This is a genomic window from Streptomyces sp. NPDC059718, from assembly GCF_042733315.1.
Lineage (GTDB): Bacteria > Actinomycetota > Actinomycetes > Streptomycetales > Streptomycetaceae > Actinacidiphila.
Genome location: NZ_JBHWGA010000035.1, coordinates 42,520 through 66,910, shown reverse-complemented (window position 1 = coordinate 66,910; position 24,391 = coordinate 42,520). Strand labels below are relative to the sequence as shown.

21 protein-coding genes and 1 pseudogene are annotated in these 24,391 nt (G+C 69.6%); 14 read left to right on the top strand and 8 right to left on the bottom strand.

Features of this window, described 5'->3' with window-relative positions; all coding sequences use genetic code 11:
* Positions 1-253 precede the first annotated feature (253 nt).
* The 3 genes from ACFV3E_RS32235 to ACFV3E_RS32225 all read right to left on the bottom strand — a co-directional run bounded on the left by ACFV3E_RS32235 (position 254) and on the right by ACFV3E_RS32225 (position 3,656).
* Positions 254-1,660: a DUF6348 family protein gene (locus ACFV3E_RS32235; protein ID WP_500537861.1), complete on the bottom strand. Its 1,407-nt coding sequence runs from the start codon at positions 1,658-1,660 to the stop codon at positions 254-256.
* A 154-nt stretch (positions 1,661-1,814) separates the two neighbouring features.
* Positions 1,815-2,555, bottom strand: coding sequence for an SDR family NAD(P)-dependent oxidoreductase (locus ACFV3E_RS32230; RefSeq protein ID WP_500537860.1), 741 nt, complete (start codon positions 2,553-2,555; stop codon positions 1,815-1,817).
* A gap of 630 nt (positions 2,556-3,185) precedes the next feature.
* Complete coding sequence (locus tag ACFV3E_RS32225; RefSeq protein WP_500537859.1) at positions 3,186-3,656, bottom strand: MarR family winged helix-turn-helix transcriptional regulator; 471 nt, start codon at positions 3,654-3,656, stop codon at positions 3,186-3,188.
* A gap of 274 nt (positions 3,657-3,930) precedes the next feature.
* Between ACFV3E_RS32225 and ACFV3E_RS32220 the strand changes: the two genes are divergently transcribed.
* The 5 genes and pseudogenes from ACFV3E_RS32220 to alsS all read left to right on the top strand — a co-directional run bounded on the left by ACFV3E_RS32220 (position 3,931) and on the right by alsS (position 10,026).
* On the top strand, positions 3,931-5,472 hold the full coding sequence (locus ACFV3E_RS32220) for an MFS transporter (protein ID WP_500537858.1): 1,542 nt from the start codon (positions 3,931-3,933) through the stop codon (positions 5,470-5,472).
* 16 nt (positions 5,473-5,488) lie between these two features.
* The gene (locus tag ACFV3E_RS32215) at positions 5,489-6,169 is read left to right on the top strand and encodes an alpha/beta hydrolase (protein ID WP_500537857.1); all 681 of its coding nucleotides are present in this window, start codon (positions 5,489-5,491) and stop codon (positions 6,167-6,169) included.
* Between the two features lie 445 nt (positions 6,170-6,614).
* Positions 6,615-6,926: pseudogene (locus ACFV3E_RS32210) on the top strand (glycosyltransferase); the annotation flags it as partial.
* 607 nt (positions 6,927-7,533) lie between these two features.
* Positions 7,534-8,298, top strand: a complete 765-nt coding sequence (gene budA / locus ACFV3E_RS32205) for an acetolactate decarboxylase (RefSeq protein WP_500537856.1) — start codon at positions 7,534-7,536, stop codon at positions 8,296-8,298.
* A 42-nt stretch (positions 8,299-8,340) separates the two neighbouring features.
* A complete protein-coding gene (gene alsS, locus ACFV3E_RS32200; RefSeq protein WP_500537855.1) occupies positions 8,341-10,026 on the top strand; it encodes an acetolactate synthase AlsS in 1,686 nt (561 codons plus the stop codon).
* A 127-nt stretch (positions 10,027-10,153) separates the two neighbouring features.
* On the opposite strand, the gene ACFV3E_RS32195 is transcribed toward alsS, so the two are convergent.
* A complete protein-coding gene (locus ACFV3E_RS32195; protein WP_500537854.1) occupies positions 10,154-10,522 on the bottom strand; it encodes a bifunctional DNA primase/polymerase in 369 nt (122 codons plus the stop codon).
* Between the two features lie 118 nt (positions 10,523-10,640).
* Positions 10,641-12,530 (bottom strand): SMI1/KNR4 family protein, encoded by a 1,890-nt coding sequence (locus ACFV3E_RS32190; RefSeq protein WP_500537853.1) that lies wholly within the window; start codon positions 12,528-12,530, stop codon positions 10,641-10,643.
* Between the two features lie 119 nt (positions 12,531-12,649).
* Here ACFV3E_RS32190 and ACFV3E_RS32185 point away from each other — a divergent pair, with 119 nt between their 5' ends.
* From ACFV3E_RS32185 to ACFV3E_RS32175, 3 genes are all read left to right on the top strand, one after another.
* Complete coding sequence (locus ACFV3E_RS32185; protein WP_500537890.1) at positions 12,650-13,156, top strand: GNAT family N-acetyltransferase; 507 nt, start codon at positions 12,650-12,652, stop codon at positions 13,154-13,156.
* Between the two features lie 61 nt (positions 13,157-13,217).
* Positions 13,218-13,463 carry a hypothetical protein gene (locus ACFV3E_RS32180; RefSeq protein WP_500537852.1) on the top strand — a complete coding sequence of 82 codons (246 nt, stop codon included), beginning with the start codon at positions 13,218-13,220 and terminating at the stop codon, positions 13,461-13,463.
* Positions 13,464-13,559: 96 nt separating this feature from the next.
* Complete coding sequence (locus tag ACFV3E_RS32175; protein WP_500537851.1) at positions 13,560-14,639, top strand: hypothetical protein; 1,080 nt, start codon at positions 13,560-13,562, stop codon at positions 14,637-14,639.
* A 61-nt stretch (positions 14,640-14,700) separates the two neighbouring features.
* Here ACFV3E_RS32175 and ACFV3E_RS32170 read toward each other — a convergent pair whose 3' ends face one another.
* Positions 14,701-15,573: a hypothetical protein gene (locus tag ACFV3E_RS32170; RefSeq protein WP_500537850.1), complete on the bottom strand. Its 873-nt coding sequence runs from the start codon at positions 15,571-15,573 to the stop codon at positions 14,701-14,703.
* Positions 15,574-16,373: 800 nt separating this feature from the next.
* Between ACFV3E_RS32170 and ACFV3E_RS32165 the strand changes: the two genes are divergently transcribed.
* Genes ACFV3E_RS32165 through ACFV3E_RS32140 form a run of 6 tightly spaced genes read left to right on the top strand, consistent with a single transcriptional unit; the run spans position 16,374 to position 22,194 of the window.
* Entirely contained in the window at positions 16,374-17,870 is a 1,497-nt protein-coding gene (locus tag ACFV3E_RS32165) for an arsenate reductase/protein-tyrosine-phosphatase family protein (protein WP_500537849.1), read from the top strand.
* A complete protein-coding gene (locus ACFV3E_RS32160) occupies positions 17,867-18,547 on the top strand; it encodes a nitroreductase (protein WP_500537848.1) in 681 nt (226 codons plus the stop codon). The genes ACFV3E_RS32165 and ACFV3E_RS32160 overlap by 4 nt, the downstream gene beginning before the upstream one ends.
* Positions 18,544-20,145, top strand: coding sequence for a type I 3-dehydroquinate dehydratase (locus ACFV3E_RS32155; RefSeq protein WP_500537847.1), 1,602 nt, complete (start codon positions 18,544-18,546; stop codon positions 20,143-20,145). Before ACFV3E_RS32160 ends, ACFV3E_RS32155 begins: the two co-directional genes overlap by 4 nt.
* Entirely contained in the window at positions 20,142-20,561 is a 420-nt protein-coding gene (locus ACFV3E_RS32150; protein WP_500537846.1) for a hypothetical protein, read from the top strand. The genes ACFV3E_RS32155 and ACFV3E_RS32150 overlap by 4 nt, the downstream gene beginning before the upstream one ends.
* A complete protein-coding gene (locus tag ACFV3E_RS32145) occupies positions 20,558-20,971 on the top strand; it encodes a hypothetical protein (RefSeq protein ID WP_500537845.1) in 414 nt (137 codons plus the stop codon). The genes ACFV3E_RS32150 and ACFV3E_RS32145 overlap by 4 nt, the downstream gene beginning before the upstream one ends.
* Positions 20,968-22,194 carry an acyl-CoA dehydrogenase family protein gene (locus ACFV3E_RS32140; protein WP_500537844.1) on the top strand — a complete coding sequence of 409 codons (1,227 nt, stop codon included), beginning with the start codon at positions 20,968-20,970 and terminating at the stop codon, positions 22,192-22,194. The genes ACFV3E_RS32145 and ACFV3E_RS32140 overlap by 4 nt, the downstream gene beginning before the upstream one ends.
* A 341-nt stretch (positions 22,195-22,535) precedes the next feature.
* Here the strand turns inward: ACFV3E_RS32140 and ACFV3E_RS32135 are convergent, their stop codons facing one another.
* Both ACFV3E_RS32135 and ACFV3E_RS32130 read right to left on the bottom strand, forming a co-directional pair.
* The gene (locus ACFV3E_RS32135) at positions 22,536-23,291 is read right to left on the bottom strand and encodes an IclR family transcriptional regulator (RefSeq protein WP_500537843.1); all 756 of its coding nucleotides are present in this window, start codon (positions 23,289-23,291) and stop codon (positions 22,536-22,538) included.
* A gap of 133 nt (positions 23,292-23,424) precedes the next feature.
* Positions 23,425-24,279 carry an alpha/beta fold hydrolase gene (locus ACFV3E_RS32130; protein ID WP_500537842.1) on the bottom strand — a complete coding sequence of 285 codons (855 nt, stop codon included), beginning with the start codon at positions 24,277-24,279 and terminating at the stop codon, positions 23,425-23,427.
* Positions 24,280-24,391 lie beyond the last annotated feature (112 nt).

Here is a 24,391-nt window from a genome sequence, read left to right as displayed (position 1 = left end):
CCTGGGCGTCGGACGTCACGCGCGTCTTCTTCGTCGATGCCATCGCTGATCGGCCTGCCTCTCTTGGACTTATTTATACAAGCATAACGCTGAACGAATGTAGGAACCTAAAACAGTCCAGGTTCCGTAGTCAGCTTCCCGGCAGGACCGTCACGCTCTGTGTCCAATTCGACGGCGCGCCGCGTCGAACTGGGTTTTTCTCTCTCGGTGACGTAACCGTGCGAGAGATTCGCGGACGGCGAGCCCCGAGGCTTCATTCATCACAGGAAGCTACAGCAGTGAAGCTCGTGGCCGGCATGCGGCATGACGTGCTGCGTGGCTTGCCGGAGTGCGGGCAGCCATCCCTGGGGCCTTGAGGTCCGGGCGGCTCGTCAGTCCGTGCGCAGCCGGGATCGCCGTCACCGAGTACGAACTGTGCGGGCCAGCGCTCGCGCAGCACCTTGCCCAGCAGCGGGTGCCTGGATTCGACCACCTCGCAGTAGCCGACCGCCCCGGCCCTGCTGGCAGGCCGACCTTCCAGGACGACGGGTGCGCGCAGCACGTCCTCGCCCCAGGGTCCGATGGCGTTGCACAGCAGGCCCTCGAAGCGGCGCCCGGTCAGGGTGTCGTCGTGGACCCTGGCGACGACGTTCTCGATCACTGGGGCTTTGAGGTAGGCCCAGGCGAGGTAGTTCACCGTGCGGCCGTCGTCGAGCGGGACTGGCAGGCGTACTTTGAAGAAGTTGCCGACCCCGTCGGCAATCATCATCGCGTCGGTGTGGACCCTGACGCGTCGTGTGCGTTCCTCGTCGGAGAGTTCGGCGACCAGGTGCGGCAGGGGCAGCTCGAAGCCGGGGTGCTCCGGGTCGAGGTGTCCGCCGCATCCGCAGGCCTCGTCGTGCGCAAGGTCGGGGTCGAGGTCGAGGTTTGTCGTGGGGTGGCCCGGTTCTCCGCCGCCGACGGGTGCCGGGAGCAGCAGCGCGTGGTGGCGGACGGCCGTGAAGACCGTCGGCTCGGGCAGGTCGAGCGCCGCCATCGCGGCCGAAGCGGCCTCGTGGCGTTCGCCGTTGATCCGGACCTCGGCCTCCATCGCGCCGGGTTGCCCGCCGTAGAACACCTTCACTGCGTTGAAGAACGGCGATTCCAGGTCGGCGGTGAAGGTGTCCGCGATGCGGTGGAGCACGTTCGCGTCGAGCAGGGCCTCCCGCAGCCGCTGGTTCTGCGCGTCATCGAGCCCGAAGGCGATCGCGCCGGAGGTGATCGAGTGCCAGCCGGGTACCCCGCGCTCGTCCTCGGGCGGTGCGTGGTCGGCGAAACGCCCGCGTCGCTCGAGGAGTTCCAGCAGGCACGCCCCGGCCGTCTGCACCCACGCGTCGGCCGCTTGCGCGGGGTCCGCGGACATCGCCACGACGCAGTCGGTGAAGCAGGGCACGTCCGGTTGGACGCTCACGTCCGGTAGGGCGACGAGGTCGTAGTGGCGGCCGCCTCCGTGGTGGGGCGGTGCCACGGCCACCGCCCAACCCTGGGGGCTGAGCAGCGAGTTGCCCTTGAATTCGGCGCCGCTTGTCACGCCGGGGGCGAACCGTTCGAGGCTCGCCTTCACCAAGGCCAGGAACTCAAGGTCGGAAAGGCGTTCTTCGCGGGGCTGGGCTTGGTGTGCACGGCGTCGTATCCACGGCATGCGGGGATACTACTGAGCCGCCTACCAGCGCAGATGTAGTGCGTTTGGTGAGGCGGCTCGCCGGTGCCGCGGGGTTTCGCGGCAGAAGAGGGCCCTGGCCCGGGGCGCGAGACGGAATGGGGGGACTCGGCCCGGGCCAGGGGGTTGTGGGGTGTCAGCTGGCCTTGGGGCCGATGGCGGGACGGCCGCCGGTGACCTCGAGGGTGGCGCCGGTGATGTAGCTGGCACGGTCGGAGGCGAGGAAGAGGACAGCCTCGGCGATCTCCTCGGGCTCGCCAACGCGGCCCATCGCCGACATGCCCTCGGCGATCGCCTTCAGCGTGGCCGGGTCAGCGTCCGTGCCCGGGGTGCGGACCGGGCCGGGGGACACGGTGTTGATGCGCACGCCCTGCGTGGCGTACTCGGCCCCCCAGACACGGGTGAGCTGCTCGATCGCGGCCTTGGATGCGGCGTAGATGCCGGTGTAGCTGGTGGCTACCGAGGCGGCGACGGTGCCGATGTTCACTACCGAGCCCCGGCCCCGGTTGATCATCCCGGGGACCAGGGCGCGCACCAGCAGGTAGGGCGCCTTGGTGTTCAGGTTCACCTGCAGGTCGAACAGCTCCGCGGTCATCTCCGCGGTCGACTGGAACTTGTAGATGCCGGCGTTGTTGACCAGCACGTCCACGTTGCCGGCCTGCTCGGCCAGGCGCAGCACGTCCTCGGTGCTGCCGAGGTCGGCCTTGAGGAAGCGGGCGATGCCGCCGGCGGCCTCGATTTCCTTGACCACCTCGGCGCCGCGGTCGGCGTCGCGGCCGTGCACGATGACGTCGGCGCCCTCCTGTGCCAGTCGCAGAGCGACGGCGCGGCCGATACCCGCGGTGGCTCCGGTGACGAGGGCAGTACGTCCGGACATTCCCATGATCATCTTTCCTTTGTGCTGGCGTGAACCGCTGGTTGCACGCTGATGCCGCCGAGGCAGTAGCCGGCGGACATCTCAAACAATGTCCTTGTCGATACCAGGATCCTACATCAGACCAACCAACGTGGTGACACCAGAACCCATTCCCAAGGAAGGCTCCACATTTGACAAAGGCACCTGTGATACATGGCCCCTCGCATCGGGCCACCCCGGGCGGCTGCGCTCGACAAGCTCGGAGGAACCGCTCCCGATGTGCTGGTCGGCAGCCGTGTGAGCCCGCGAGACGGCTCCGCCGCCTGGGCGCCCAACCGACAGGTGCGGCCGCCAGGGCCGCTACCGCCGTGTGCCCTGGTCACCGTGCGAAGGGATGACCGCAGGCCCGCAGCGGCACCCTTGGACATGCGCCAGCCGCGTGCGGGCACCTCTCGCAGGAGAGCCACTCTTGACGAGTCGACAACTGCAGAGGGAGGGCGCGGGACATGTGGGCTCGCGACCCCAGGGTGACCCGAACCCGTATGCCGCTGCGGCGGGTCGCGCCCGCGACGGGCGGCGCGCGAGGCATCCGGCAGATGCGCCGGTCATCTGCAGGCGTCCTCGGTCAGCCACGCGGCCGCCCGGCGCGGTCTACTGTGCGGTACCCGCAAAGATGCGGGGGGCGAGTTCCGCGACACGGTCGAGGAGCCTGATCAGGTCGGCGTACTCCTGCTCGGGCATCGCCTCGCGCAGGCCGTGCTCGACACGCTCGGAGAATCCGCTGGCAGCAGCCGCCCGCTCCTTCCCCGCCGGGGTGAGCGTGACGAGCATGACCCGGCCGTGATCGGGTGAGGGGTGCCTCTCGACCAGGCCCTTGACCTCCAGGTTCTTCACGATCCCGGTCATGGTCTGCGAGGTGACCAGGGCCTCACGGGCCAGTTGGGTGCAGGACTTGGCGGCGCCGCAGTTGAGGTAGCCCAGGACTTTGCACTGCGGTTCGGTGAGGTCGAGTTCCCTCACGCCGCGGGCCTTGCGCGCCACGATCGCCTGCTCGGCGCGCTTGAGGTGGAAACTCAGCAGGCTTGCGCCGGCGCCCGGTGCGTCCTGGTCGCCGGGGGTCACGCGAGCGTTCTTCGTCGGTGCCATCGCTGATCGGCCCGCCTCTCTCATCTGATCATTCAATGTGCTTCATGAATGTAGGAACCTCAAAGATTCAAGGTTTTGCGTGGCCTGACGGTGCCTGCCGGCGCACTGCGCACCCAACCCCCGACGCCAAATCTGCACGAAACGCCCATACAGACGCCTTCGCCCGACACGGCACGTCGAAGCCGCGACATCTCACGTCTCGATACGCCATTCGTTGCAGGGTCCTCATCTGTTGTAGAGTCCTGTGACTATGAACCAAACGTCTCGACACAAGCGTACTGATACCAGGCAGCTCCCTGCGTGGCTCACGCTGCTGGTCGTCTCCCTCGCCGTTTTCAACGTCCCCGAGGCCCTGACGGGCGCAGGCGTCGCCCTGCCGGGGGTGGCCGCCCAGATGCACCCCAGCCCGCAGGCCCTGCAATGGGTGGTGGTCGGCTTCAACGTGACGTTCGCGTCCCTGATGCTGGCTTTCGGCACCCTCGCCGACCGCGTCGGCCGCCGCCGGATCTTCCTGTTCGGCATCAGCCTGTTCTCCGTCGCCGCCGCGGTATGCACCTTCGCCGGGTCGATCCTGGTTCTGGACATCGCGCGAGCGGTCGGTGGCATCGGTGCCAGCGCGACCCTGACGGCCGGTTCCGCCCTCATCGCCTCCCGGTTCCACGGACATGACCGCGTCCGCGCCTTCGGGATCTTCGGCACCGCGATCGGGGCCGGACTGGCTTTCGGCCCCCTCATCTCCGGCGCGGTGGACTCGCTCACGGGCTGGCGCGGCGTGTTCGCCATTCCCGCAGCCCTCGGTCTCCTTGTGGCCCTCGTGGCGCGCCCCCTGCTGCACGAGTCCCGTAACCCCAACGCCCATCCGCTGGACTGGCCGGGGACCATCACCTTCACCGCCGGCCTGTTCCTGTTCATATTCGCCCTGGTCGAAGCACCCGCCTTCGGCTGGGTCTCTGCCCTCGTGCTGGGTTCACTGGCCGCGTCGGTCGTGCTGATGCTGCTCTTCTACGCCGTCGAGAAGCGGCACCCGACCCCGATGTTCGACCTGTCCCTGCTGCGGCACTCCCGATTCATGGGCGTCAGCCTCGCGGCGATGGCCCTCGCTTTCAGCCTCCTGCCGCTCCTGACGCTGCTGCCGACCTACTTCAGCGCCGTTCAGGGCTACAGCGCGCTGCATGCCGGAGGAGTCCTGCTGCTGTTCACCGCACCGATGGTGCTCATGCCGATGTTCGCCGGGCCGATCAACCGGGTGCTGTCCACCCGGACCCAGCTCGTCGTCGCCATGCTGCTCGTCGCCGGCGGCATGACCTGGCTGACGGTGATCGGCGCCGGGACCGGCATCGGCGCTCTGGCAGGTCCGCTGCTGGTGACCGGCATCGGCTACGGCGGCACCCTGGCCATCCTGGACGGCGCCGCCATCTCCAGCGTGGAGCTGCCCAAGGCCGGCATGGCCACGGGCATGTACAACGCTTTCCGGCTCACCGGCGACACCGCCGCCTCGGCCATCGGCGGCTCCCTGCTGGTCGCCGTCACCGCAGCCCAGCTCGCGGGCAAGGTGGCCGATCCCGACGCCGTGACCGAACAGCTCAACGGCGGCATCCACACCGCCCTGCCCGCGGCGACCGCGGCCTTCTCCAGCGCCCTGCACGTCGTGCTCTGGCTCGGCGCCGCCCTCGCCCTGATCACTGTCCCCGTCCTGCTGCGCACCATGCGCCCGCAGGCATCGCCCACGCTCGTCGTGGCCCGCTCCGAGACCGCGATCGCCGAAGAGCCCGCCGCCGAGCACATGCACTGACCCTTACGGAGGAAGCGTGCGCACCATCGCATCAGAGCTCTCGCGCGGCGTCCTGGACCTTCAGCCCTCACCGCCGATCCATGCGCCCCTCAAGCCTGGGCTGCACCAGTTCGCGACCCTCACCCGGCCCGCCCTGCTCTACGTGCCCGACCGGCTCCCGGCCAAGCCCCACCCCTTGCTGGTGGCCTTCCACCACGCCGGCGGCGCACCCAGCGACATGCTCGCCCTCCTCCGCTGCGATGCCGAGCGGCGCGGGGTGCTGCTCCTGGCCCCTGCCGCCGGCCGGCACACCTGGGACGCCGTCAGGGACGGGGTGTACGGCCGGGACGCCGCCGCCCTGCGGAACATCCTGACCACCGTCCGCGTCCACTTCCCCATCGACGCCGATCGCATCGCCATCGCCGGGTACCGCGACGGCGCCTCCTACGCACTCGGACTGGGCTTGGCCAACGGCAACCTGTTCACCCGCATCCTGGCCTACTCCCCCGACCACATACCGCCAGGCCGCAGGATCGGAAGGCCCCTGGTGTTCGTCTCCCACAGGCGACCGGACACCCCGCAGGCCTCGGCATCGGCGGGCCGGCGCATCGTGTCCGCCCTCGAAGACGACGGCTACCACGTCGACCACATCGAGCACCCCCGCGGGCAGCGCACCCCCGTCAACGTCGTCAGAACGTCAGCCGAACTCCTCGACTGAAGCCCTGGACCCTCGGTAGCTGGAGCCGGAAGGAGACGCCACCCGGCGTCAGATGAGTCCGGCCTCCTCGTCACCGCTCCCCCAACTCACCCTCCGCACCGCTGAATGTCACCGGCAAGCCCTCACCGGGCCTCCAGGGAGTACACGAAATGACCGACACCATCGCCCAAACCGTCTCAGCCGATCTGCAGGAAACCCACGCGTCCCTGCTGACTGCGTACGCCGACACTCCCGCTTTGCCGGTGATGGACCGGGAGTTGGCCACCGTCGCGGCCCTGGCCGCGATAGGCGGCAAGGGCGCGTCACGACTGGCGACGCACATACACGCCGCGCTGGACGCCGGCGCTCCGGCAGATCATCGTCGAGGGCCTGGCCACCTTGTCGCAGGCCTCGGGCACACCCACGGCCGTGAACGCCATCGCGAGGGCGGCGAAGGTTCCCCTTTGAGAGGCTGCTGCCGCCGAGCCACCTCCTGGTCACCAACGCCGGTTACGGAGGCGTCCAGACTGCGCTACGGCATGGAGTGCCATTGGCCGTGGCCGGAGAGACCGAGGACAAGCCCGAGGTGGCCGCCCGTGTCGCGTGGAGCGGCACTGGCATCAACCTGCGCACCGCTCGCCCCGAGGGATCAGCCATTCGAGCGGCCGTCGCCGAGATGCCGAGTGATGCCACGTACAGAACGCGTGCACGCGAACTGCAAAGTGAGTACCTGCAGTACCGCGCCCTCGACAGCATCGCCGCGACCGTCGGGGTGTAGTCCGGGCCGGGCGACGGGAACGCGCCGCACGCAGATCCACGTGGTGAACGCGGAAGGGAAGTCGCCTCGGCTCGCCTCCGCCGCCACGATCCGTCCGTGCTGGCGCGCCCGACCTCGATTTCGTCGGTCGCGTCACTGAGTTTCCTCATGGGCGAAGCCGCGGAGGAGAGTGGCCGGGATCTCCGAGAGCCGGAGATCCCGGCCGCTCACGCTCGGCTCGTCTCCGAGGCTGTCAGGTCCAAGAGCCGGCGACGTCGGGAAACGGCCTGGTAATTCGATTCACTTCGTCGGCGGGGGCCGAACCCGTTCCTCGCGTCGTCGCCCGCGCCCGGCTCAGGCGCGGTGGCTCCGCAGCCCGGCAAGCAGCGGGATCCGATGGCCGGTCTCCCACTCCGGCGGCGGCCCCCGGTTGCGCGTCCTACAGGGGGCGACCAGCATGATTCGCGAGGTGAACCACGGTCGCCCGGGTATGCGCGCGCCCGGCGGTGACTACTGCGTCTGTCCATCTGCGCACAAGTCGCATCGAGCGGCGCCCGGCAATGGGAGACGAGGCATGTCCGTAGAGGAAAGCCCCAGGGATGCCTTCCGAAGGTTTGTCCGAACAGTGATGTCGCACTGGAACGGCAAAAGCGGTTCCCGTCACAACGCTGACCGGGCCAGGGAGGTCTACCAGAGCTCCACCATGGGTGCGCTCATCGACGGGGTGTACGAGGGAGACGTGTCGGTCGGGGAGCTACTGCGGCACGGCGACTTCGGACTGGGCACGTTCAACCAGCTCGACGGCGAGATGCTCGTCCTTGACGGCGTTTGCTATCACCTACGTGCCGACGGCTCGGTTCAGATCGCCACCCCGGATGATCTGTCGCCCTTCGCCGCCATGACATGGTTCGGCGCCGACTCGGTGGATGCGCTGAAGGACGTGACGTCGCCGATGTCCCGGAGCGAAGTGACAACCGCCATCGATCACATGGGGCGCAGTCCCAACCTCCTGTACGCCATCAAGATCACCGGCCACTTCAGCGAGGTCCGGACACGAACCGTACGCAAGCAGGAACCGCCCTATCCGTCGCTGACCGAGGCAGCAGAAGGGCAGGCCGAGACGGCTTTCCGCGACATCCCGGGCACGCTGGCGGGCTATCGCACCCCTGACTACGAGCAGGGGATCTCGGTGGCCGGCTATCACCTGCACTTCCTCGACGACACGCACCATCACGGGGGTCACTGTCTCGACTTCCGGCTCGATCACGGCACCATCTCCATCGGTGAGCGGTCCGAACTGCATCTCAGCCTGCCGACGACACAGCAGTTCCTCAGTTCCGATCTGACCCCCTCCGGCCTTGGGGACCAAATCCGCCAGGCAGAGGGTGGCTGAACCCGCTCCTTCCCTCCACAGCAGTGAGGAGTTCGAATCCGCATGACCGAGTCAGGAGTGCGTGCCGCCCAGCGCGCCGTGGAGGTGCTGTCGGCGTACGGCGTCAGCCACATCTTCGGAGTCCCCGGGGCGAAGATCGACGCCATCTACGACGCGCTGGTGGACGGCGGCCCCCAACTGGTCGTGTGCCGCCACGAGCAGAACGCCGCGTTCATGGCGGCCGCCGTCGGCCGGCTGACCGGCGTTCCCGGCGCCATCGTGGTGACCTCGGGGCCGGGCACGTCCAACAGCGCGACCGGGCTGCTCACAGCGAACACCGAACAGGATCCCGTGGTCGCCCTGTGCGGCGCCGTGCCCCGCGCGGACCGCCTCAAGCGCAGCCACCAGTCCATGGACGCCACGGCCGCTCTCAAGCCGTTCACCAAGTACACCGGCGAGGTCAACGACGCCGACAACGTGCCCGAGGCCGTCGCCAATGCCCTTCGGGCGGCTGTCACCGAGCCGCGAGGCGCTGCCGCGGTCGTGCTGCCCTCCGACGTGCTCATGGCCCCCACCAGCGCCGACATCGCCGAAGCCATTCCCGTACCCGAGCAAGGTGCGGCGCCGGGTGACCGCGTGGAGCAGGCGGCCCGGCTCATCCGCGAGGCAAAGCGCCCCGTGCTCCTGGTCGGCCTCCGGGGGGCGGGTACGGAAGCATGTGCCGAACTCCGCTCCCTCCTCGAGGTCACGGACCTGCCGGTGGTGGAGACGTTCCAGGCCGCCGGTGTCGTCTCCCGGAAGCTGGAAGACCACTACGTCGGCCGCATCGGCCTGTTCCGCAACCAGCCCGGCGACATCGCCATCTCCCACGCCGACCTGCTGGTGACCGTGGGATTCGACGCCGTCGAGTACGACCCGAAGCTGTGGAACACCGATCCGGGCCGCACCGTCGTTCACATCGACGCCCTGCCCGCGGACATCGACAACCACTACCGACCCGCCATCGAGTTGCGGGGGGCCATCCCGGCGACCCTCCGGGCTCTGGCGGGGCAGCTGTCCGGGCTGAAGCTGGAGACGGAAGTCCTCGCCGAGTTCGCCGAACAGCGGCGCGCCCTGAAGGACGCCGACGACGTGGCACGGTCGGCGAACCACACCGAGGCCGGCCTCAACCCCGTCGATGTCATCCTCACGCTGCGCGACATGATCGATGACGACGCCACCGTCACCTGCGATGTGGGCTCCCACTACATCTACATGGCGCGTCACTTCCGCGCCTACGAACCGCGCCACCTGCTGTTCTCCAACGGCCAGCAAACGCTCGGCGTGGCCCTGCCGTGGGCCATGGCCGCCTGCATCGTCCGCCCGGGCAAGCAGGTCGTGTCCGTCTCCGGCGACGGCGGCTTCTTGTTCAGCGCCCAGGAACTGGAGACCGCCACACGCCTCGGCCTGCACTTCACCCACGTGATCCTGAGGGACAACAGCTACGACATGGTCCGCTTCCAGGAGAAGCTGAAGTACGGGCGGACCTCCGGAGTCCTGCTCGGCGACTACGACATCGCCCAATACGCCGGCGCGTTCGGCGCCCACGGCTACCGGGTCGAGACCGAAGAGCAGTTCGCGAAGGTCCTCGGCGAGGCCCTGTCGCGCGAGGCCCGGGTCCAGCCCGGCGTCACCATCATCGACGTCCCCGTCGACTACACCCGCAACACAGAACTCTTCGCCGAACTCCACGAAGGCGTCCTCGAGTAAGGCGCGCGCCGTCTTGGGGTGGCTGCCCACCCGGCTGGCGAGGCGGGCGCTGCCCACGCACCGGCCTTGGTGTCATGCCGCACGGGATCTGCCCGCGATGACGCCGTCGTTGACCTGGGCGGCGCGGTTACGGCCGCCGCCGGCTGCGATGACCGCTTGGCGGGCGGGCTGCGGGCGTCGGGGTTCGGGGATGTCGAGGTGACCGACCGGTGCGAGCGAGTTCGGCGGCCAGCCATTCATGAAGCGGTGCCGGGGTTATCGCCGGGCCGAGAGGGGTGTAGGTTCCGGCGGCTGTGCGTGCGCCGGGGGCGCTGATGTAGCCGCCGGTGGCTCGGACGTCGACCTGCCAGGCAAGGGCCCGCCCGGCGCTGGACCCGGTGGAGCACAGGAAGCGGCGAGTGGCGTTCGTGCGGTACCAGATGTGCGGGCCCCCGGAGGGGGTTCTGACGCGCAGCGTGGTCTCGACTGTGGCCGGGTCGGGCTGGGCGAATGTCAATACTCTGGGACGGACGCCGTTGCGGGTGGCCTCGGCGAGAAGCTCGTCCGCCGACTTTCGGACGCGTTCGATGGGGAATGTCGAGGCGGGTGGTCATGTGGGGTTCCTGTCAGCGAGTTCAGGGCCGGTGCCGCACGAACCTGAGGTAGGCGAACGCCTCCCCCTCGCGCGGCGCCCTGGTCCAGGACCGGGTGATGAAGGTGCGAAGCCTGCCCTGGGTCAGCGCGAAGCGGGGCAGCGAGAGCCCGAGTTCGGCGTGGAGGGCTACCAGCAAACGGCGTTCGCGGTCCGGCTCCGTGTCCTCTGGGCGGAGCAGCCGTGCGGGGTCCAGGGCTTCGGGTATCGCACCGGAACGCTCGATCTCCGTACCCCGCACGGTGAACGCGTAGAGCTCCTCGCCCTGTTCGGCCACCGAGAGGTGGAACGCGGTGGGGCGGGCACCCGGGGACGAGCGCTCCGGGTCTCGCCACACCACCACCGCTCGGCCGGACGACGAGGCCGCCGCGGCGGGGGACGCGAGCCGCTCACTCACAGAACGCTGGGAGTGGCCGTCGAAGGCGAAGGCCCACGATTCAGCGGTGCGGCCCGCCGCGACGACGGCCCGGTCCTCCCAGGGTTGCACGCCCTCCCGCTCGTGCGGCTTGGGCCCCCGCCAGGGCAACATGCGCAGCTCCACGGGCCCGCTCAGTTCGGCACCCTCCTCGCCGATCAGCGCGGGGAGCCGGTCCGGGTCGACCCCCTCGACCCAGACGCAGCGGTAGCCGTCCACCCGCTGCCCGTTCACGGCAGGCTCCGTCAGCCAGCCCAGGCCCGGCGGGTCGAGATCGGGCACCGGCCCGGGAGCGGGTCCCGTCTCCCCGGCCCGCGGTGTCGCGAGGATTTCCCGCCCACGGTCCGGGGTGATCAGCGGGCCCAGGACCGGATCGGCGAGCAGGCCGATCGGAGCGATCAGCAGGGATCCGGGCGCCTCCCACACCGGCAGCGCATCCCGCAGCACCCGCCATGCGGCGTCGGTCGCCCCCCAGCGGGCCGATTCCCGGGCCTCGGCGACGGCCCGGCCCCAGGGACCGGGAGGCGCGTAGCGATAGGTGCCGTCCCGCATCGTGCTCAGTAGCGTCTCGGCGGCCTTCCGGTCCGCCCCGCGGGCGGTCATCATCCTGAGCCAGTGGTCGTCCCCGCCCGGGCGCCATCGGTCGCTCGCCGGTGCCATGGCCTCCACGGGCAGGATCTCGGGCAGGTAGCGCGGGTCGGCCACGAGGTGGCCGTAGTCCCGGTGGCTGTGCGGAGCGAGCAGGTGGCGGAGCTGGTCCAGCAGGGCGGCGCTGCGTGGTCGGCCGAATGACCGCGCCTCCTCGAGCAGGGGCAGGGCCTCCTCGTACCGTCCCCGCAGGGCCAGCAGGCGGGCCTGCTCCACGTGGGCGTCCTGGGCTCGCGTGGTCGCGTTGACGAAGTCGGGTCTCTCCGTCCGGTCGGCGTGGAAGGCGCGGTACTTGGCCTCCATGTACGCGCGGAACGACGGGTAGCGGCGTGGGTATTCACCGCTCCAGCCCTTGAACACGTAGAGCGCCCACTCGCCGTCCTGGTCGCTGTCGCCCGGGTCGAGCAGGGCGTTCGACATGTCGGAGTCCGTCTCCAGCCGCAGCGCGCGTCGCCACATCCCGGCCAGCAGGACGTCCTCCTCGCGCGGGTCGTCGCCCAGATCCTGCTCGTACAGCGGGGTCATGCCCTGCGGATCCCCGAACCAGTCGATGTCAGCGACGCCGCCAAGTTGATGGACCCCGGCCGTCTCGTCCACCTGCCACCCGTCGCTCACGGCCAGGAACTCCCGGTACGAGGGCGGCAGCCGCCGCCCCAGCCGCTCCTCGGCCACGGCGATCGCCGTCTCGTCCGCCCCGGGCCTGCCCAGGGGCAAGGCCTGTCCGCCGTCCTCGTCCCCGTCCGCGCGCGGAACCCACTCCTCCTGCCATCGTCCGAGGAACCCCTGCCAGTTGAAAACCTCGCCACTCATGACCGGATGGTGTCATCCGGCACCGACAACGGCGGCCCGGTGAAGGACAGTCGGCAATCGGCAGGACAACGCGGGGCCCACGGTCGCGGTCGCGGTCGCATAGAGTTCTTGCCGTGACCGTGCTGCATGGCACTCTCGTCGTCCTCCAGCCCACCGCCACCGAGGACATCCCCGCTCTGGCCGCGATCCGGGGCACTCCCGAGGTGCGCGCACGCTGGAACGGCGGGGATGATCTCGAAGCGGACATCGCGGCCGAGCTTGACGACCCTGACACGGCCTGTTCGACGGTCCTGCACCAGCAGCGGATCGTGGGCATGATCCAGTGGTATTCCGAGGAGGATCCGGACTACCGGCACGCGGGAATCGACCTCTTCCTCGATCCCGCCGCGCACGGCAGAGGTCTGGGCACCGACGCCGTACGCACGCTGGCCCGCCATCTGATCGACGACCTCGGCTACCACCGTCTGGTCATCGACCCGGCGGCCGACAACGCCGGGGCGATCCGCTGCTACGCGAAAGCCGGCTTCCGGCCAGTCGGCATCATGCGGCAGTACGAGCGTGGCCCCGACGGGACCTGGCACGACGGCCTGCTGATGGACCTGCTGGCCACCGAACTGGAGCGCTGAACGCACTCACGCATCACGGCTGGGCCGACGGTGGGGACGTATGAGGGGACACCGGCGGACGTTGCCGCACTGCCCACGCCAGGATGGGCGCCATGGCGGAGATCAGTGCCTGACCGAGTCCCACCGCGCCTGGTGGGAAGTACTGGCCCACGGCAAAGACGCCTACTTCGAGGTCGAACGCGACGACGACGCCTGCGAACGGACCTGGCGGCGTCTGCTCGATGGCGAACGGATACGCGGTATCGCCGCCCGGCTGGACGGCACGATGGTCGGCATCGCGCACTACCTGTGCCACGCCAGCGTCTGATCTCCACCCGGCGCTGGGCGAGGGGGGGGAACAGCGGGTACGGACGTTCGGATCGCTCCACCACCCGTTGTCAGCCCTCGGGCATAAGGTGTGCCGGTGATCTTCAAGAGGAAGCAGAAGTCCGCCGACCTCGGCGCCGTCGTGTCGGAGCTGGAGGAGGCCGTCGACGCTCGTGACGGTGCCCGCACCGAACGGGCCTTCACTGCCGCGATAAACACCCTGCAGCAGTCGACCGACGCCGAACGCGTGCCAGTGGGGCCCCGGTTGGCCGCACTGATTCCCGCCTTCCCGCCCACCGGCCCGCGCCCGCTCCTGGCGATGGCGGCCGGGTTCTGCGTCGAGAGCGGGGCCGATCCGGCGGCCTGCGCGGAGCCGATCCTCGGCGGCGTCCGGCAGGACCTGCTCGACGCACTGGAGTTCGCCCGCCGCTGGACGGGCTCCGGTGGCGCCGAGGACGAACTGCCGGAGCCCGATGAGAAGATCATCGACGATGCCCTGCTGGCCCGCCTGAGCGACGACGCGCACGAGGCCACGCGGTTGGCGCTGGCCTGGTGCTCGGTCGAGGAGTGGCAACCGCCCGCACTGGCCGTGCTGTGCCGCAGCGCAGAGGTGCGCAGCCGACACGCGTCCGCGCTCCTCCCCGTCTGCAACGACCTGGCAGCCCTGGAGCGGCACGACCTCAAGTGCCTGGCCTACGCACTGGCCGTCCTGGACCACGAGCACCTGGTCGTACTGCACCGGCCCACCGGAACCGGCTTCGAGGTGCGTATCGGCGGCATCGCGGACAACTTCCAGTTGCACACACTGCTCGCCCACGTCCTCGTAGGCGGCGGCCACGTGCCCGGCACCGCGCCTTCGGCCGAGAGCGTCCGCCTGGCCACGGACCCCGAGCCCGCCCGGGGACGCAGCGAAGCCGTCGCGACCGGGGCCTTCGAACTCCTCGCCCCGAACGGCGACCGGATCTGGAACGAGGGGCTGCCCGACGACATCCCCGTGGTGGAGGGACGCCGCCTGCTCGTACTGGACGAGCCGATGTACCAGCGCAGTTGGAACGCCGACCGGTTCTTCCCGCTGCTCCCGGGCACGGCCGAACTCACCCGCGTCCTCTCCGCCGAGGAGACGCGGAACTGGTTCGCCCGCACCTCATCCGGCACCGGGACCGGCCCGGCGTCCTGACTCGGTGGCGGGCACGCTCGTGCCGGCGGCTTTCACGGTGCAAGCTGGGTCCCTCTGGTGATCACGCGCCAACACCTACAGGCAGTTCGATCCGCCCGGCGTACGTGCCCTGGTTCTCCTCACGGACGTCCTGCTCGTACGCGATGTCCCCACCGCCTGCATACGGGACGAGGATTGCGAACTGGTAGCGGTGGCTCTTGACCCGGTATGTCGTCGCGTCCAGAACCAGGACCTCCTGCAGCCGGGACAGGGTCAGTTGGGCCTCGTTCACCGGGACACCGGCCTTGCGCAACTGCTCGGCCGTGGGGTCGAACTCCCGCTGCGCCTTCTTCGCCCACGCCCGGTCGTTGACGGCGGCCAGTTTCTGCTCGCCACCGGTCACCCGGAGTTCGACCGTACCGCGGGCCTTCGTCAGCTTCACATCGCCGCCGTCGGCGGCCTGCACGTACGTCCTGAACCCCTCGATGGCCGCGACCGGGTCCTCGGTCTTGTTCTCCATCTCGGGGTCGGAAGCGGGTGCGTGCTTCCACGCCGCACCATTCTCCTTCACGTATGTCGTGCCGTCGACGACGTAGATCTCCTCGCTCTTCTTCGTCCCCTTGCTACTGGTGCTGACTCCCTCGGAGTGCAACGCCTCGGGGTCCGTTCCGCGGTGGACCGTGGCCCGATACGTGGCGGCGCTCCGCTGTCCCTGAAGCGTCACCCCCTCGCTGCCCGTGACCGAGAAGGTCCATCCGCTTTCACCGGCCATCGCCGCCGCGGCGAGATCAAGGAATTCCTCCGGCGACTTGGGGCTCTCGGGGGACTGCTTGACGGACGACGTCGCCGCAGGACTCCCGGCGGCGGCCGGCGCAGATCCCTTCTCCGCGCCGCAGGCGGCGAGCGGAAACGCGAGGGGAAGAACGAGTGCGGCGGTCAGGCGACGAGTACTCATAGACCTTTTCCTTGTGTCACGGCGGAAGAGCGCGGACTGTACAGCAACGGTCAGTCCGCGATCACTCCGGCACCCATTGGGTGTGAATCACCAGGAAAGCCGACAAGTCGCGCGCGCATCGTGGCGAGCACGCCATACCAGGTCGCCGTGGCCCTCCCCCAGCCCTCGAGGCACGGGGCGAAGCCACGGTCATCGAACAGGCATGCGAGTGATGATCAAGGTGCGCTGCAACTACTCGCGGGCTCGGCCGTGCAATTGCATCGCCGGGCTTTCGGCATAGAAGGGGTGGGACGGCAGGCACCGTCCACCTTCCGCCATGGCAGCAGAGCAACGATTTCGCCGTGCCGCACACAACGTGTTGGACGAGGTGCCGCACGGCATCAGGTGAAAAGACCACTGCGCGGCGGAACACGCAGGAACATCCCGGCATCTCCTCTCGCGCAGGGCGGCCCCAGGCGGCCAGGCCGGGTGCGTGCGCCGCGTGCGCTGGCCGTACATGCCTGCCGGAGGTAGCCTTTTGAAAGGCGTACGGGACTGGCTGAGCTGGTAGGTCCTGTCGGGCCACGGAAATTCGTGCACTCCCGAGGAGGAGCGGCTCGTTTTCCTGAAGCGGTCCCGGGGTGTGGCTGTCCGCAATATACCCCTCGAAAATGGGGCAGCATTCGCGACTGCCTTGTGCGCGGCGGTCAACCGTCCAGAAGGCTACCCGGCATGTGCTCCGGTCAGGTGTCGGTCAGGCGTGTCGATCCCGGACTCACCGTGTTGAGACCTCGACGTTCGATCAGCGACGGGTTATGCACATGGGCTGGCTTACCTTCGGTTACTTCGTCTCGTACATTCCCTACGCCATGCTGGTGAAGGCACTGGCCAGCGGCGTGACTCCGCTGACGACTCAGCCGGTCAACGGTTTCGAGCTGCTGCCCGCAGCCGTCCTCGGACAGCTCGCGGCGATGACCGTCTTCTTCGGCCTCACTGGTCGGTGGCGGCATATGCGACGGAGCGGGATCGGCAACGCGCGGATCCCGATACCGGGCCGGGAGACGCTGGCGGCCGGCTTCTTTACGTCGCTCATCATCGGCTCCACCACGATGAACTACACGTTTTCCGGTGTCTCGATCCTCTTCATGCTGTTGCTGATGCGGGGAGGAGTCCTGGTCCTCTCCCCATTGGTCGACATGACCCGCAAGCGGCGGGTGACGACATCCTCCTGGGTAGCGCTGTGCCTCAGCCTGATAGCGGTTTCGGTGGCTCTCGGCGATGTGCACAGCTACCTCCTCCCGCTCGCTGCCGCGCTGAGCGTCCTCACCTACCTCGTCGGCTACCTCGGCCGGTTCGAGATCATGATCCGGGTGGCCAAGAACGGGGTTGTCGCAACAGACCGCCGCTACTTCGCGGAGGAGCATGTCGCGGCACCCGTATGCCTGGCTCTGCTGCTGGGGGCAGGGGCGCTGGTAGGGCAACCGCAACTGCGCGCGGGCTTCACCACATTCCTCGGCACCCCTGCCGCCTTGGCGGCAGCGGGGATAGGAGTGGCATATGAGGTGCTGTTCGTCTTCGCCACGCTGATCTATCTCGACCGGCGGGAGTACACCTGGGGTGTGCCGGCATGGGCGGTCGCCAGCCTGATGTCCGGCCTGGTCGCCTCATTCTCGCTCGCGTGGGTGGCCGGACTCCAAGCTCCGGGGACCTCTCAGCTCATCGCACTCGCGTTCGGTGTCGGCGCGGCGGGGGCCCTGTCCTATCCATCGGCCTTCGTCTGGTGGCGGACACGCTGCACCGGCGCGGCATGCCGCGTGCTGTTCGTCTGCGGCGGGAACACCTCGCGTTCGCCCATGGCCGAGGTCATCGCGTGGGCCCAGGCCGCGGAGGCGGGAGTCCCACACCTCTTCCGGTTCTCCAGCGCGGGTGTCGCGACGACGCAGCCTGGGAGCCCGATGACTGAGGACGCCCGGTCCGCGCTCGCTGAACTCGGTCTGCAGCGGGTGCCGGGCCGGGGGAATCCGCGCCGGCACCGCTCACGCCCGGTCACCCCGGAGGTCTGCCGGGTCAGCTCCGTCATCTACTGCATGACCCGAGCCCACCGCGACAGGGTGATCGCCATGGCGCCCGAGGCCGAGGGCCGCGCCTTGTGTCTGGACCCGCTCCGTGACATCCCCAATCCGGAGGGGCAGCCGTTGGACGTGCACCGCAGGTGCGCCCGGCACATCCAGCGGTCCGTGCACGTGCGTCTTCGCGAGCTCCTCGGCGGACCGAAGGGCGCTGCGGCTCCGCTCTCGGACGAGGGTGATTACGGATGACGCCCGGGCTCCGCGACGGTCTGTCCCTGATCACCTCCCGCCACTGCACGAGAGCCTTTCTGGATCGGGTGGTGCCATGGGAGGTCCTGGCGGAGGTACTCCTGGCCGCCGGCCACGCACCCTCGAGCCGCAACACCCAGATGTGGCAGGTGACGGTGGTGACCGGCAACGCCCTGGAGGCGCTGGTGGCTGCCCTGTGCGAGAGCTTCGACCGCGGTGATCCGCCCAGACCGGACTACGCCAACCGGCCGCCGTCGCTTGACGACGCCGTCGAGCGCCGCGCCGGGCACGCCGCGTCGGGGGTACTGCTTGCCAAGGGCCACGCCGCCCCGGACCACGCCGCCGCTCGAACCCACCTCCGTGACAACCTGCGCTTCTACGGGGCACCGACCGCCCTGGTCTGCCATCTGCCCGGGAACGCGGTGCCGGGCACCTTCCTGGAGATGGGCTTCTTCCTGCAGAACGTCATGCTCGGACTGGTGGCGGGGGGCCTCAGCAGCTGCCCGCAGTTCAGTGTCGCCGGCTACGGGGATGTGCTGCGCCTCAAACTGGGAATCGACACCGACCGGCTCGTCGTGTGCACTCTGGCAGTCGGGTACGCGGACGAGGCGGCCCCGGTCAATCGGTTCGTTCCGCGGCGGGCCAATCTGGAGGAGTACGTCCAGTGGCGCGATTGACGAGCCGATATGGTGCCGGCGTCGGGCGTCGGGCCCGTCTGGTGGCGGTGATCGCCGAACCGGAAGACCTCACCGCGGCAAGCCTGCGTGCCCTCGCAGGAGTGGCCGACGTGCTGGAGGTCCGCGCCGACCTCATCGGCGATCCCGATCCGCACCGGCTGCGCCGACACTTTCCCGGACCGCTGACCTACAGTTTGCGCTCGCCGCGACACGGCGGCCGCTCCGCCGCCGGCCCGGTCGAGCGGCGCACCCGGCTGCTGCGCGCAGCGGACCACTACGACCTGGTCGATCTGGAGGCCATGGACGACGTGGCGCCGGAGTTGCTGGCGGACATCGCGGCCCGGCAGCGACGTATCTCCTGGCACGCGCCCCCAAGCCCGGAGCAAGGGTCCGACCCTGGCCTCCGGTCCGGTCTGCTCCACGCCTCGGCGGCACTGCTCGAGCGGTTCGCCGCGATGACCGCCGTACCAGCGGCCCAGTACCTCCTCGTGCCGCAGTCGGGCACGCAGGACGGATGGGCAGCGCCGCTGCTGCTCACCGGGCTCGGACGTACCGATGTGACGGCGTTCGCGTCCGGCCCGGCCGGCACCTGGACCCGGGTGCTGGCGCCGTGGCTGGGGGCACCCGTAGTCTTCGGCCGGGCTGGTACCGCCGGGGCGGACGGAACGCCCAGCGTGAGCCAACTCCTCACCGACTACGGCCTGCCCGCGCTGCCCCCGCTCAGCGGCCTGTTCGGCATTGCCGGGCGTGCCCCCGGGCGGTCGTTGTCGCCCCGGCTGCACAACGCGGCGTTGCGGGAGTTGGGGCTGCCCGCGCTCTACCTGCCTTTCCAGGTGGATGTGTTCTCCCGATTCTTGCACCAGGCCATGGACTTCGGGGCGCTGGGCGGACCGCCGCTGCGCGGGCTGACCGTGACCGCCCCCCACAAGGAAAGCGCGCTCGAAGCGGCCGACATCGCCGACCCGGAGGCACGGGGGTGCGGGGCGGCCAACCTGCTGTGCCTCGACGCCGGGCGCTGGCGCGCGGCCACCACCGACACCTCCGCTGCCCTGCACACCCTCGCCCGGGCCGGAGTCGATCCGAGCGGCCGCAGGGCCGCCGTCATCGGTTGCGGCGGTGCCGGGCGGGCCGTCGCGTTGGCCCTGTGCCAGGCCGGAGCCCGGGTGACCCTGGTCAACCGAGGAGTTGCGCTGGGCCGGGCAGCCTCCTCGCGTCTCGGGCTTCCCTATGTGCCGCTGTCCCGGTTCTCCCCGGCGGGGTACACCGTGCTCGCTCATGCCACGCCCCTGGTCGAACGGGAGCCGTTCCCGGTGTCCACCGTCGACTGGGACGCGGCGGTGCTGGAGATGGCCTACCGCGACCCGCCGACCGCGCTCATGGGCGCCACCCGCGCCCGAGGACTGATCGGCATCGACGGCTGGGAGGTCCTGTTCATCGAAGTACAGGAGCAGTTCAAGCTGCTGACGGGCCATCCGCTGCCCGAGGCACTGCCTCTGCACACCGTCTGCTTCGGCCAAGCCGAGCCGCCCGATGCCCACGACCTCACCCAATCAGCGGGACTCGCCCCGACGCACCCTACGAGCAGGGAGGCACCATGACGACCCGTTCCGCGTCCTCTGCCGGAACGGCCACACCGCGGCCGCCCGGCACGCTGGACGTCTCGGCGCTGCTGGGCGACTGGGTCAACACCGACCAGCGCAGTTTGAAGGGCGCCCGCCAGCTGAGCGTGACCTGGCACGAGGGGGGCATGTTCGTCAGGGCCTTCGGCACCGGTAGCCCGCAACCACGCGACTGGGGTGAGGCGTCGGCGGTCCTGTACACCACGCCGGACACACCGTCGGTCGCCTCGTCGTTCTCGGCGGTCTACGACTTCGGCTCGCGGCGCACCGTTGTAGGCGCGTACCACAAGACGGGCGTCCTGGTGACCACCACATGCACCGTCTTCAGCGACGCCAGCGGGGGTACCGATCACTGGGCCCGCTCGTTCTTCCACAGGGCAGAGGCACGGCCATGACGGCACATGTGGTCGATCCGGCAACGCTGGCAGGCGGCTGGGTCAACTGCGACACCACTGCCACCGGTATCCACGTGGTCGATGCCGCGGTCGACCACAGCGGGCTCACGCTGCGGATCACCGAGCGTGGCGGCCCGGAGCCCTCACAAGGCGCGCTCGCATCGACCACGACACCCGTCACCAGAGCCATCTTGCCCGCCGTCCCACTGGCCGACGACATCGACGCCACCGAGGCCGTGGCCTTTCTCGCCGAAGGTCCGCTCGACTCCCGGCAGGTGGTCCTCGTCGGCTACCTCAACCGCGGCCTGCTGACCATCGATGTCCATACCGTCCATCCCACCGGAACCCAGATACCCAACACGATGTACCGCGCCCACTTCTTCCGCTTCGAAGAGGCCACCCCGATATGACCGACGACCTGGGCCACGCCACCCGTCCGGCCCGCAAACTGGCGGTCGGCGACGACCAGGCAGTTCTCGGTGCAGTGGCGAAGCTCGCCGAAGACAGATTCGCCCCGCGTGCCGATGAGTACGACCGCACGACCACCTTTCCCACCGAGGACTTCGACGATCTGTTCTCCGACGGTCTCCTGGGCGCCGCTGTGCCCCGGGGGTACGGCGGACTGGGCTACGGCCCCGCGCAACGCAATACCCTCCCCCTGTGGGAGATGACCACCACGCTGGCCAAGGCCGATCTGTCGCTGGCCCGCTGCTGGGAAGGGCACGCCAACTCACTTGTCCTCATCGACGCCCTCGCCACCTCGGAACAGAAGCGGCGCTGGTTCACCGGCGTAGTGGAACACGGGGAGAACTGGGCCGCCTGGAGCGGCGAACCCCAGACCCCCAAGCCGGGCGAGAGCGCGCGCTTCGGCACCACGCTGACCCCCGTCCAGGGCGGCTGGACCCTCCGCGGCAGCAAGGCGTTCGCCACCGGCGCCACCGGCGCACAGTGGGCGATCCTCCTCGTCGATCCGGCCGGCCCCGGCGGAGCACGCCAAACCTGGGAGGTCCACGGCAGGCTCCTGCTGCTCGCCTGCGACCTGTCGGACCCGACCGTGACCGTGGACAGGTCGTGGTGGGATCCCGTCGGTATGCGCGCGACGGCCAGCCACGTGGTGCGCTTCCACGACACCTTCATACCGCGCGAGCATCTCATCGGCGGCCCCGGCGGCTACTTCGACGGGCAGTGGCAGACCGCCTTCGTCCCGCAGTACGCGGCCAGCTTCCTCGGCGGCGCCCTGGCCGCATACGAGTACGGGCTCGCCTATGTGAAACGGCAGGGCAAGAGCGGTGATCCCTATGTGCAGCAGCGGGTGGGCAGCATGGCGGTCAATATCGAGACCGCCCGCCTCTGGTTGCGCCAGGTCGCAGGTCTGTGGGACGAAGGCAACCTCGACGAGGCCCGGATCGCCGGCAGCAGGGCCTGGCATGTGATCGGGCATCTGGCGGAAGAAACGGTGCACCACGTCATCCGCGCGTGCGGCGCCCGCAGCCTGATCCGCCCAAGCCCGGTGGAGCGGATCCTGCGCGATCTGACCTTGTACAAGCTCCACGACAACGACGACCACGTGCTGGCCACCATCGGCCGGGCCGTCCTCGGTGAGCCATACGACCCGTTCTTCCACAGACTCTGACGTCCGCACCGGCCTCGGGTCACACCACCGCACGACGGCGGCCACCCGATCCGCCTGGGTGGGCCGCCACGTCGTCGCGATCAGGGCAAGCCGTCGACGGTGGCGGACTGAGTCAAAGGGTTCCCAGACAATCAGAGCGCTGTCCGCAGCATTGCGAACAGTGACGTGAGCGGTCCAGCGCTGGGCGCGCCAGCGCATTGCCAGTCGACGGTGAGAAAGTCGGGGGATGTCCCACGCTGTTCATCTACAGGACACCGTCCTCACCATGCAGCCCCCTCGTCGACCGCTGACGGCCGACGAGAGGGCTCCGTAACGGGCCGTCGACCGGCACGGAGACATGTTCACTCGCGCAAGGCGCGGGAAACCTTTCGGGCCGCCGCGCGGACGACGGGAGCGAGCGTCTGAGGGGATTGACTGCCTGCCCTGAAGGCGATCGAAATGGCCGCCACGACCGAGCCGCCCGCCCCGTGGATCGGCGCTCCGACGCAGTGGACGTCTGGCCCCACCATTCTGTCGCTGCTGGCGTACCCCTCCCTGCGGACGTCGGCCAGCAGGGAGCGGAGCCGGGCGGGAGAGGTGACCGTGTTACTGGTGTAGCGACGCGGTGGGGTGCTCAGGTACTCCTCTCGAACGTCGTCAGGCGCGTGGGCGAGCAGGACGAGTCCCGCTCCCGTGGCGAATGCGCCGAAGCGGCCTCCCACCCGGCTGTCGGCCTGAGGGGCGCCCGGCGTGCTCAGACGCTCCAGGAAGACGACGTCCAGGTGGTCTCGCACGGAGAGATGGATGTGCTGTTCCTTCGTCACGTCGTACAGGTCGTACAGGACCGGCAGGGCCGCATCGCGCAGCGGGAATCCGCGAGGCGCGAGGGTGGCCACCTCCCACAGCCGCAGGCCCACCCGGTAGCGCCGGTCGGCTCCACGCTCCAGGGCTCCCCAGGCGACGAGTTCGGCAGCACGACGATGAACCGTCGGCAACGGCAGACCCGTTCGCCTGGACAACTCGGTGAGGGTGAGTGCGGGGTTTTCGCGGGAGAAGGCCCCGAGCAGCGCAAGGACCTTGTCGGTCACCGACATGCCGTGCTCATCGGACATGTCCATGCCCCTTCCTTCGTGTGCGGGACGGTCTCAGCGCCGTTGGCCGGGCGCCCGGTCACCGTCCCTCCCCGCACGACGGCCCGGGCCGTCGTGCGGGGTCCGTCGGGCCGCCGGGGTTGCCGCGGCCCGCTTGCTGTCAGTGGACCGTCTCGGCGGCCTTCTCGATGAGCTTGGCGACGGTGCCGGGGTTGGTGACCTGGGCGGCGTGCGGGGTGTCGGCCTCGACGGTGTGGGCGTGGGCGCGGTTGGCCATGAAGCGCTCGGTCGCGGGCGGGATCACGTGGTCGTCCTTGGAGACGAGGTACCAGGACTCGATGGTCTTCCAGGCGGGCTCGCCGGGGGAGCCCTCGCCGAGGGCGTTGGCGTTGATGGGGCTCTGGGTGGCGGCGAGTTCAGCGGCCTTCTTGCTGCTGACGCGGTTGCTGAAGAAGAGGTTGCGGTACTGGTCGGCCTTGGCGTACAGGTCGACCCCGATGCTCTTGTCGGCCTGGGGGTAGCCGACGGGGAAGAGGGCGGTGGGGACCTGGGCGTTGGGGTCGTTGGTGATCTGGGTGCCGGGGAACTTCGCGGTCAGGGTCTGGACGGACTCGTCCTTGTCCGGCGCGAAGGCGGCGATGTAGACGAGTGCCTTGACGTTCTTGTTGCCGGTGGCGGCGTTGGTGATGACCATGCCGCCGTAGGACTGGCCGACCAGGACGACGGGGCCCTTGATGGTGTTGAGGTAGGCGGCCAGGTAGGAGGAGTCGGCGGCCACGCCGCGCAGACCGGTCGGCGGCGCGACGACCGGGTAGCCCTCGCGCTGCAGGCGGTTGATGACGCCCTCCCAGCCGGCGGCGTCGGACCACGCGCCGTTGGCCAGGACGATGGTCGGCTTGGGGCCGGCCGGGGTCTGGTGGGCGGGCGCGGCCGACGCGAACGCGGTCACGCCGCCGGCGAGGGCGACACCGGTCGCGCCAAGAACCGCTATACGGAACGTACGACGGCGAAGCATGGATTTCTCCTGATGTGATGGTGTTGTCGCGGCGGGCACACAGGCCCACGCGGGTGGGGCACGCGACGGTCGCGTCCCCGGGAGAGCCCCCGCGAGCGGCGGGGGTGTCGCG

Excerpts from the sequence above, each read along its gene's own strand:
- ACFV3E_RS32190 (WP_500537853.1), bottom strand. The coding sequence starts at position 12,530 with ATGAGTGGCGAGGTTTTCAACTGGCAGGGGTTCCTCGGACGATGGCAG.
- ACFV3E_RS32230 (WP_500537860.1), bottom strand. The coding sequence starts at position 2,555 with ATGTCCGGACGTACTGCCCTCGTCACCGGAGCCACCGCGGGTATCGGC.
- ACFV3E_RS32165 (WP_500537849.1), top strand. The coding sequence starts at position 16,374 with ATGGGCTGGCTTACCTTCGGTTACTTCGTCTCGTACATTCCCTACGCC.
- budA (WP_500537856.1), top strand. The coding sequence starts at position 7,534 with ATGTCGCACTGGAACGGCAAAAGCGGTTCCCGTCACAACGCTGACCGG.
- ACFV3E_RS32140 (WP_500537844.1), top strand. The coding sequence starts at position 20,968 with ATGACCGACGACCTGGGCCACGCCACCCGTCCGGCCCGCAAACTGGCG.
- ACFV3E_RS32145 (WP_500537845.1), top strand. The coding sequence starts at position 20,558 with ATGACGGCACATGTGGTCGATCCGGCAACGCTGGCAGGCGGCTGGGTC.
- ACFV3E_RS32220 (WP_500537858.1), top strand. The coding sequence starts at position 3,931 with ATGAACCAAACGTCTCGACACAAGCGTACTGATACCAGGCAGCTCCCT.
- ACFV3E_RS32235 (WP_500537861.1), bottom strand. The coding sequence starts at position 1,660 with ATGCCGTGGATACGACGCCGTGCACACCAAGCCCAGCCCCGCGAAGAA.
- ACFV3E_RS32130 (WP_500537842.1), bottom strand. The coding sequence starts at position 24,279 with ATGCTTCGCCGTCGTACGTTCCGTATAGCGGTTCTTGGCGCGACCGGT.
- ACFV3E_RS32170 (WP_500537850.1), bottom strand. The coding sequence starts at position 15,573 with ATGAGTACTCGTCGCCTGACCGCCGCACTCGTTCTTCCCCTCGCGTTT.
- ACFV3E_RS32160 (WP_500537848.1), top strand. The coding sequence starts at position 17,867 with ATGACGCCCGGGCTCCGCGACGGTCTGTCCCTGATCACCTCCCGCCAC.
- alsS (WP_500537855.1), top strand. The coding sequence starts at position 8,341 with ATGACCGAGTCAGGAGTGCGTGCCGCCCAGCGCGCCGTGGAGGTGCTG.
- ACFV3E_RS32150 (WP_500537846.1), top strand. The coding sequence starts at position 20,142 with ATGACGACCCGTTCCGCGTCCTCTGCCGGAACGGCCACACCGCGGCCG.
- ACFV3E_RS32135 (WP_500537843.1), bottom strand. The coding sequence starts at position 23,291 with ATGGACATGTCCGATGAGCACGGCATGTCGGTGACCGACAAGGTCCTT.